The sequence below is a fragment of the Burkholderia sp. E168m23 genome (assembly GCF_016586125.1).
Lineage (GTDB): Bacteria > Pseudomonadota > Gammaproteobacteria > Burkholderiales > Burkholderiaceae > Burkholderia > Burkholderia orbicola.
The window spans coordinates 1-8,523 of record NZ_BCPP01000200.1 but is presented as its reverse complement, the minus strand read 5'-3'; the positions used below and the strand labels follow the sequence as shown (position 1 = coordinate 8,523).

Annotated in this window: 9 protein-coding genes; 6 read left to right on the top strand and 3 right to left on the bottom strand. The window is 64.8% G+C overall.

Going from position 1 to position 8,523, the window contains the following annotated elements; all coding sequences use genetic code 11:
- Window positions 1-193: 193 nt before the first annotated feature.
- The gene (locus JMF90_RS12890; protein ID WP_041489475.1) at window positions 194-652 is read left to right on the top strand and encodes an Lrp/AsnC family transcriptional regulator; all 459 of its coding nucleotides are present in this window, start codon (window positions 194-196) and stop codon (window positions 650-652) included.
- A 129-nt stretch (window positions 653-781) separates the two neighbouring features.
- On the opposite strand, the gene JMF90_RS12885 is transcribed toward JMF90_RS12890, so the two are convergent.
- Both JMF90_RS12885 and JMF90_RS12880 read right to left on the bottom strand, forming a co-directional pair.
- Window positions 782-1,771, bottom strand: a complete 990-nt coding sequence (locus JMF90_RS12885; protein WP_011547480.1) for a quinone oxidoreductase — start codon at window positions 1,769-1,771, stop codon at window positions 782-784.
- Between the two features lie 120 nt (window positions 1,772-1,891).
- The gene (locus JMF90_RS12880; protein WP_011547479.1) at window positions 1,892-2,851 is read right to left on the bottom strand and encodes an aldo/keto reductase; all 960 of its coding nucleotides are present in this window, start codon (window positions 2,849-2,851) and stop codon (window positions 1,892-1,894) included.
- Window positions 2,852-3,021: 170 nt separating this feature from the next.
- On the opposite strand from JMF90_RS12880, the gene JMF90_RS12875 reads away from it, so the two are divergent.
- Window positions 3,022-3,921 (top strand): AraC family transcriptional regulator, encoded by a 900-nt coding sequence (locus JMF90_RS12875; protein WP_011547478.1) that lies wholly within the window; start codon window positions 3,022-3,024, stop codon window positions 3,919-3,921.
- A 170-nt stretch (window positions 3,922-4,091) separates the two neighbouring features.
- Window positions 4,092-5,009: a LysR family transcriptional regulator gene (locus tag JMF90_RS12870; protein ID WP_011547477.1), complete on the top strand. Its 918-nt coding sequence runs from the start codon at window positions 4,092-4,094 to the stop codon at window positions 5,007-5,009.
- On the opposite strand, the gene JMF90_RS12865 is transcribed toward JMF90_RS12870, so the two are convergent.
- A complete protein-coding gene (locus JMF90_RS12865) occupies window positions 5,006-5,152 on the bottom strand; it encodes a hypothetical protein (protein ID WP_201325143.1) in 147 nt (48 codons plus the stop codon). The two genes, JMF90_RS12870 and JMF90_RS12865, sit on opposite strands and share 4 nt — an antisense overlap.
- 77 nt (window positions 5,153-5,229) lie before the next feature.
- Between JMF90_RS12865 and JMF90_RS12860 the strand changes: the two genes are divergently transcribed.
- The 3 genes from JMF90_RS12860 to JMF90_RS12850 all read left to right on the top strand — a co-directional run bounded on the left by JMF90_RS12860 (window position 5,230) and on the right by JMF90_RS12850 (window position 8,476).
- Entirely contained in the window at window positions 5,230-6,279 is a 1,050-nt protein-coding gene (locus JMF90_RS12860) for an Ldh family oxidoreductase (RefSeq protein ID WP_011547476.1), read from the top strand.
- A gap of 140 nt (window positions 6,280-6,419) precedes the next feature.
- Window positions 6,420-7,700 (top strand): MFS transporter, encoded by a 1,281-nt coding sequence (locus JMF90_RS12855; RefSeq protein WP_011547475.1) that lies wholly within the window; start codon window positions 6,420-6,422, stop codon window positions 7,698-7,700.
- 44 nt (window positions 7,701-7,744) lie between these two features.
- Window positions 7,745-8,476, top strand: coding sequence for an ABC transporter substrate-binding protein (locus JMF90_RS12850; RefSeq protein WP_011547474.1), 732 nt, complete (start codon window positions 7,745-7,747; stop codon window positions 8,474-8,476).
- Window positions 8,477-8,523: the final 47 nt, after the last annotated feature.

Here is an 8,523-nt window from a genome sequence, read left to right as displayed (position 1 = left end):
ACCGGTGCTCATTTTTGCCCCTTGATCGGCAGCGGGACCGCCCCGGCTGCTACGGGCCAAAATTTATCGTAGAAAAATAATTTCAGGTTGCGTGTTCGACCTAAGATGGAAGCGTTTTGGCAATTCAATGCTTCAAAAAACGAACATTCCGGCACTGCATGCCTCAACCGAATAGGTCCGATTAATGACCGCGATCGAACTGGACGAAATGGACCGTCGCATTCTGAGAGCGCTCCAGGAAGATGGGCGCATCCAGAACGTGGAACTGGCGCAGAAAGTGGGCTTGTCGCCGTCACCGTGCCTGCGTCGGGTCAGGCAGCTGGAACAGGCCGGGGTCATCGAACGCTACACGGCGCTGCTCGACGCCTCGAAGATCGGCGCGGGGTTGACCGTGTTCGTCCGTATCTGGCTGACGAGCCAGGACGCGAAAACCGTCGACCGTTTCACCGAGGCGGTTCAACGGCTGCCACAGGTGCTCGAGTGCCACTTGATGGCGGGCGATTGCGATTGCCTGCTGCGGGTCGTGACCGCCGATATCGACGCCTATCGAAAACTCCAGATCGACCACTTGACCCGAATCGAAGGCGTGCAGAGCGTGAAGACCGAGATTCCGATGCAGAAGATCAAGCAGACTTCCGTGCTGCCGCTTTGAGCGTGCGCGGCGCTGCGGCAAGCCGTATGTGAAACGCCGTTCCCCTCGGACCGAGGAAGGAGTTGCGCCAGCGGTGACGCTTGCGCATCGCCGGCCCGGAGGCTGCGTCGCTTGAATGCCCGGTGGGGACTACCCGATGTCCATCACCGCCTTGCCCGACTGGCGGCGTTCCTCGAGAGCGGCGTGCGCGTCCTCGACGTTGTCCAGCGTGTAGCGTCCGTTGATTTCGACATGCAACGCCCCCTGCGCGATGGCGGCGAACACGTCGTCGGCGCGGCGCTGCACGGTGATTGCGTCGGCGAGATGATCGGCGAGCCGCGGGCGTGTCAGGAACAACGAGCCGGCTTCGCCGAGTTCGTACGGGTCGAGATCGCTGATCGGGCCGGTCACCGAGCCGTAGTTGACCACCAGCCCGCGCACCCGGGTCGCGCGGAAGCTGTCGCGCAAAGTGGTCTTGCCGACGGCATCGAACACCACGTCCACGCCGCGACCGTCGGTCAGTTCGCGGATGCGGTCCGCGAAGCCGCCGTGCTCGTAGAGCAGCACGTGATCCGCACCGCGCGCACGCGCGATCGCGGCCTTGTCGGCCGTGCTCGTGGTGGCGAACACTTCGACCCCGCGCCGCTTCGCCAACTGCACCAGCAATTGGCCGATACCGCCCGATGCCGCATGGACGAGGCAGGTCATGCCGGCTTCGAGCTTGCCGACGTCGTCGAGCAGATAATGCGCGGTCGAACCCTGAAAGATCGCTGCTGCGGCGAGATCGTACGCAATGTCGTCCGGGATGCGTGCAAGCCGTGCGGCGGGCACGACGGCATACTCGGCGTATGCACCCCAGACGATGCACCACGCGACGCGATCGCCGGCGCGCACGGACGTGACGCCCGCCCCCACCTCGACGACCTCCCCCGCGCCCTCCATGCCGAGCGTGCACGGAATCCGCACGGGATAGGTGCGCGAATCGCGGTACTTCCCCTGTCGCGTATGAACGTCCATGAAGTTGATGCCGGCCGCGACCACACGCACCAGCACTTCGCCCGCGCCCGGCTTCGGCACGTCGATATCCACTCGACGCAACACGTCGGGGCCGCCGTATTCATGAATCTGAATGGCTCGCATGAGCATGTTTCCTTCGTTTGATCACGTTTGAACGAAATGCGCGTCTGGTCGCGGCGCATCGACGAAACGGTGCGTCGACGCGGGACGGCACGACGTCGACGACGATCGCGAGCACGGCATTCAGCCTTGCATCTCGTGTTCCCACCAGCCGCGCGTGTTCACATCGGCAGCATCGGCGAGCGCTTCCAGTTCGGCGATTTCGTCGGCGGCAAGCGTGATGCGGCTGGCTCGAGCCAGGCCATCGACATGGTCGGGCCGGGTCACGCCGACGATCGGCGTCGTTCCCTTGGCGATGGCCCAGGCCGTCGCGACATCGGGCGCGGCTGCCCCGCGCTTCCGACCGATCGCGGCAAGTGCATCCGTCAGCGCTTTCAGCCGAGGCAGCATGCGATTGTAGGTCTGCGCCCTGTTGCTGCCTTCCGGCAAAGGATGCGCCGGACCATACTTGCCGCTCAGCGCGCCCTGCTCGAGCACCATATAGGCGAAGAACGGGATGCCGCGATCGCGGCAATAGTCGAGGATGCCGGCGCGCTCGGAATCGCGGTAAAGCAGACTGTAGTGGTTCTGGATCGCTTCGACCCGAAACCCGGCTTCGCGGAGAATCCGGTCGGCCTGTTCGATTTCGCCCAGGTTGTGATTCGAGACGCCGACGTGCTTGATCTTCCCGCTCTCGAGCAACGGAACCAGGTGCGGTGTCCACCGCGCCACATCGGCCGGATTGTGAATCCAGTAGAGGTCGACGTAATCCGTACCGAGGCGGGCCAGACTCTGCGCCAGCATGTCCGCCACCGGATCGGCGCCGGTTCCCGCGGCCTGCGGGGTGAATTTCGTGGAAAGCCGGTAGTCGCTGCGCGCGAAGCGCTTCAGCACTTCGCCGAGTACGGTTTCTGAACGGCCCATGCCGTACACCATGGCGGTGTCCCAGAGGCTGAATCCGGCCGCATGTGCCTTGTCGGCGACCGCTTCCAGGCCAGCCCGCGTGAGGCTGCTGCCGAAGTAGCCATTGCCCGCCTCGCCGCTGTCGCCCCAGGCCCACGTGCCCAGTGCAATCGTGGGGGGCTTCGGATTGTCGATTGTCATATGCGTTCCCTATTCGTTTCGCGGCCGGGTTTGCCGTGCCCCGGCTGCCGCTCACACTGTGATGCGCGGCGTCGCCGAACCGTTAGCCTGATATCCCGAAATAGCTGCACGATCCTCCAGAAACAGGTTCACATTGCCGCCCTTCCGTGCGGCATGCGATAGTCGGATGCATGGAAACCTTGACTGAAATCGCTTCCGTGATTGCCCGGCACGTGTCGATGGACGGCTTCCAGGCCACCCCGATCGAGCGGATGACGCTCGTTCGATCCTCCACGGTGACGATGCCGATGCCGAATGTTTACCGGCCGCAACTCTGTCTCGTCGCACAAGGACACAAGGAGGTCACGCTGGGCGACCGTGTCTTGAAATATGCGCCTGGGCGCTACGGAGTCGTGACCTACGATCTGCCGGCAACCGGCCGCGTGGTCGATGCGACGCCCGACAAACCCTACCTGTGCCTGTACCTCGATTTCGATCCGGTCATGCTGGCGGATCTGGCGCTGCGCGTGCCGCCGCCACCGGAAGCGCCCTCCCCGCCCGTCGGCAAGACGGTGTCCGACGCCGGCGCCGCGCTGCTCGATGCGGCGCTGCGCCTGCTGCGGCTGCTCGATAATCCGGCAGCGCTGCCCGTGCTCGGGCCGCTTGCCGAACAGGAAATCCTCTATCACCTGCTCGCCGGTCCCGACGGCGCCAGGATGCGCCACATTACCGCCAGCCAGGGCCGGGTGGCTCAGGTCGGTCGCGCCATCGCATGGCTCGGCAAGCATTTCCGGGAACGGTTCAGCATCGAGCGGCTTGCCGCGGAAGCGGGCATGAGCCCGTCGAGTCTGCACGAGCATTTTCGCGCGGTGACGGCGATGACGCCGCTGCAGTTCCAGAAGCAACTCAGGCTGCAGCAAGCGCGCAGCCTGATGCTGGTCCACGACATCGACGTCACGACCGCCGCCATCCGCGTGGGTTACGAGAGCCCGTCGCAGTTCAGTCGCGAATATCGCCGCCACTTTGGAGAATCGCCGGCACGCGACATCACTCGCTTGCGCGCTTCGGCGGATTCGGCAAGGATCACTTGAGCCGGCCGCCCGGCCGACCTCGCTGCGTACCCGGCACCGAGCAGTATGGGAGTGGCGCGCCGCAAGACAGGACGATCGCGCCGGCGAATTCGTGTGCCGTACGCATGAATTGACAGCCCCCATCGGCACGCCGAAACTGAGCATCCCTTTCCCTCGCTGTGGTCATCGGCATGAATTTCGAGATATCGGATTTGCGGGCCTTCGTGGCGACGGCCGACCTCGGCAGCTTTCGCGCGGCGGCCGACACGTTGCATCTGTCGGCGTCCGCGCTGTCGCGCCGGATAGAAAAACTCGAAGAGGTGCTGGGCGTCAGACTGTTCGAGCGAACCACACGGAAGATGGACCTGACGATCGTCGGCCGCGGGTTTCTCGAGCGCGCTCACCGCATCCTCAACGAGGTCGACAACTCGATGCTCGAATTCGACGACCTTGCCCGCAAGATGACCGGCGAACTCACGGTCGCGTGCGTGCCGTCGGCGGTGCGCTACTTCCTGCCGGAAACCATCGCGACCTATCATCAGCGCTACCCGGGCATTCGCCTGCGTCTCATCGACGAGCCGTCGTCGATGGTTTTTCTCGCCGTCGCGCGCGGGGAAGCCGATTTTGGCCTGACTTACGTCGGCACCGAAGAGCCGGACATCGAATTCACGCCGCTGCTCGACGACCCTTTCGTGCTCGCTTGCCCGCGCAGTCATCCGCTCGCAAAGCGCAAATCCGTCGCGTGGGCGGAGCTCGCCGGCCTCGAGTATTTGGCCATCGCACAAGGCAGCGGCAATCGCGCAGTCATAGACGAGGCGCTGGCAGGCGCGGCCGAGCGGCCCAAATGGTTCTGCGAGGTACGCCATGTGCCCGCGCTCGTGAGTCTGATCGAAGCGGGCCTGGGTGTCGGTGTCGTGCCTCGGCTCGCGATGCCCCGCGGCCCGCACAAGGCACTTGCGAGCGTCGCGCTCGTCGATCCGCCGATCCGGCGAACGCTGGGTGTCATCCAGCGGCGCGGCCGCGGGTTGTCCTCCGCGGGCCGCTTCTTCCTTCAGCTATTGACGGAGATGCGTGCACCCGGTGTGCCTCCCGCAAGCGCGGCCGCTTAGGCGAAGCACCGGCCCTCGGCTTCGGGCGGCACGGCAAGGCCTTCGCGGGCATCCGGTGATTGGGTTGGGTTCGATTCGTGCGCATGACGCACCAATCGAACGAAAATATGCGTTTGTTGCGTGAACCGCTCCTGCTCGATCATGTGCGAAACGCAAGCGGCGTGCTATTCGCAGCCGCTTGAACCGCACGGTTTTCAAATCGAAGGAGACAACGCGTTCCATGACCCAGCCCACTCCCACCCACGGCATCGTCAGCAAGGCACATCTGACCGAGCTGACCATCGAAGCACTCTGCGCGCTCGGCCTGACGCGCGCCGATGCGACCGACACCACCACGATCCTCGTGCTTGCCGATCTGTTCGGTCTGCGTACGCACGGCACGAGCCGTATCGAATCGTACGGCTCGCGCCTGCGCATCGGCGGCATCAATCCCGCACCGTCGATCACCACCGAACAGGTGGCGCCGGCCCTTTACCGCCTCGACGGCGACAACGGCATCGGCCCGCTCGTCGGCCATCGCGCACTCGATCTGGCGATGACGGCCGCACGCGAACAGGGCATTGCCTGTGTGTTCGTGCGCGGCAGCAATCACTTCGGTCCCGTCTCACCCTATTCGTACCTCGCGGCGATGCAGGGCTTCGCCAGCATCATCGGCAGTAACGCGACGACGACGATCGCGCCGTGGGGCGGCACCGACGCCCGCCTGGGCAACAGTCCCGTCGGCTTTGGCGTCCCGAACCCGAATGGTCGTCCGTTCATGCTCGACATGGCGATCAGCGTCGCGGCACGGGCGAAGATCCGCAACGCGCTCAAGCGGGGCGAGCCGATTCCCGGCGACTGGGCCACCGACGCTCACGGCAAACCGACCACCGATCCGAAAGCCGCGCTCGACGGCTTTCTGCTGCCGATCGGCGGCCACAAGGGCTACGGCCTCGCACTGGTGGTCGACCTGTTCGCGGGACTGCTTTCCGGAGCGGCGTATCTCACGCACGTCAAGTCGTGGGAGGACGACCCTGAACAACCGCAGAATCTCGGCCACTTCTTCATTCTCATCGATACGACCCGGCTCGGCAGCACCGGGTGGCTCGTCGCGCGCATGGCCGATTACGCGGCGATCCTGCACGGCTCCCAACCCGCCGATCCGGAGGCGCCCGTGATCGTGCCCGGCGAGATCGAACTCGGTCGCCTGGAACGCCAGATGGCGGAAGGCATCGATATCGGCGCGGCACAGCTCGCGATGCTGGAAGCGACCGCCCGTCCGCGGCGCTGAACGCCGCGTTCGCGAGCGTGGCCCGCCACGCTCGCGCCGTTCCAAACGCACGGCGCGGTAGCAAACCGACAAGCGACGGACCGGATAGCGCGTTCGAGCGCCCGGCCGTCAAGCACATAACAAGCTCCAGGGAGCGACAGGTGACAAACATTCGATGGCGCATCGTCCTGCTGCTGTTCATCGCAGGCTTCATCAATTATCTCGACCGTGCGGCGCTGTCCGTCGCCGCCCCCGCCGTCATGCGGGAACTGCATATGTCGCCGAGCAGCCTCGGGCTGTTGTTCTCGACATTCTTCATCGGCTACGCGGCATTCAATTTCATCGGCGGATGGGCGGCGGATCGCTGGGGCGGCAAGCGCGTCTTCTCCGGGGCAGTCCTGACGTGGTCGTTGCTATGCGGCGCGACCGGTCTTGCCGGCGGCTTCGGCTCGCTGCTGGCCGTCCGCACGCTGTTCGGCATGGCCGAAGGCCCGCTCGCGACGACGATCAACAAGATCGTGAACAACTGGTTTCCGCACAAGGAATCGGCGACCGCATTCGGCTTCGCGAATTGCGGCCTGCCGCTGGGCGGCGCGGTTGCAGGGCCGGTCGTCGGCCTGCTGACGGCCGCTTACGGCTGGCGCGTCGCATTCGCCGGCATCGCGTGTTTCGGCTTGCTCTGGCTGGTGTTCTGGATGTTCATGGCGACCGACAAGCCGCATCAGCATGCACGCGTATCCGATGACGAACGCCGGCTGATCGAATCCGACCGAAGCGTCCCGGAAAGCCCGTCGGACCTGCGGCCCCTCGGCTTCTACCTCAAGCAGCCCGCCATTCTCGCGGCGATGATTTCGTACTTCGGTTACAGCTACATCCTGTTTTTCTTTCTCACCTGGTTCCCGACCTTTCTGACGATGGACCGTCACCTGAGCCTGAAAAGCATGAGTCTCGCGACGGTGCTGCCCTGGCTGCTGGGGTTCATCGGCTACGGACTGAGCGGCGTGCTGTCCGATCTGATCTTTCGCCGCACGGGCAACGCACTGCTCGCGCGCAAGCGGGTATTGATCGCCTGTCTCGGCACGGCAGGCGTGTGCGTCACGCTGGCCGGCGCCGTGACCACGACGCTCGGTGCGCTGCTGTTGATGGCCGTTGCGGTGTTTGCCCTTTATCTGAGCGGCAGCGCCTATTGGGCACTGATTCAGGACACGATCCCCGGCCCGAAACTCGGCAGTGTCGGCGGCTGCGTACATGCGATCGCCAACTGCGCGGGCATCGTCGGCCCGGCTGCAACCGGCTTTCTCGTGCAGGAAAGCCATACGTTCTTCAGCGCGTTCTTTCTCGCGGGCGGTATTGCGCTCGCCAGCGTGCTGGCCGTCGCGATACTGCTGAGGCCCCGAGCGCTCGCGCAACGCGAGTCGAGCGATGCACGGGTCTGCGGCTGAAGGCCCGTGCCCACCCATGAATTTCTTTTCTTCACGCTATCGACATGAAACCCGACCCATCCGTCATTCGCGCACTCACACCCACCGGCAAGCTGCGGGCATCGATCAATCTCGGGAATCCCATTCTCGCGGGCAAGGACGCATCGGGCGAACCGGCCGGTGTGTCGGTCGACCTGGCGCGCGCCTTTGCCGCAACGCTCGGCGTGGCACTTGAACTCGTGGTGCTCGACGCAGCCGGCAAGTCCGTCCAGGCGGTCAGCGACGAGCGGGCAGACATCGGCTTCTTCGCCATCGATCCACGACGAGGAGAAACCATCGCGTTTACCGATCCGTACGTTTTGATCGAAGGCTATTACATGGTGCGCGATGAATCGTCGATTCGCGCCAACGACGATGTCGACCAGCCGTCGATCCGCGTGGCAGTTGGTGAGGGAAGCGCTTACGATTTGTTCCTGACGCGCGAGTTGAAGCATGCGCGGATCGTGCGGGCACCGACGTCTCCGACCGTCGTCCGGACGTTCCTCGACGAGGGCCTGGAAGTCGCCGCCGGCGTCAAGCAACAGCTCGAGGCGGACGCACGTCAAGCGCCTGGCCTGCGTTTGCTCGACGAACGATTCATGGTGATCCGTCAGGCGATGGGTTTGCCGAAAAGCCGCGGTGCGGCGGCAGCCGACACGTTGCGGGCCTTCGTCGAGGAAGCGAAGGCATCCGGGTTCGTCGCCGAGGCACTCGCGCGGCACAAGATTACCGGCGCGTCGGTCGCGCCCGCTGCGTAGGCCGATGCGGCCCATGCGTCGTCGGCTTCGGCGTCAGTCGCGTCAGT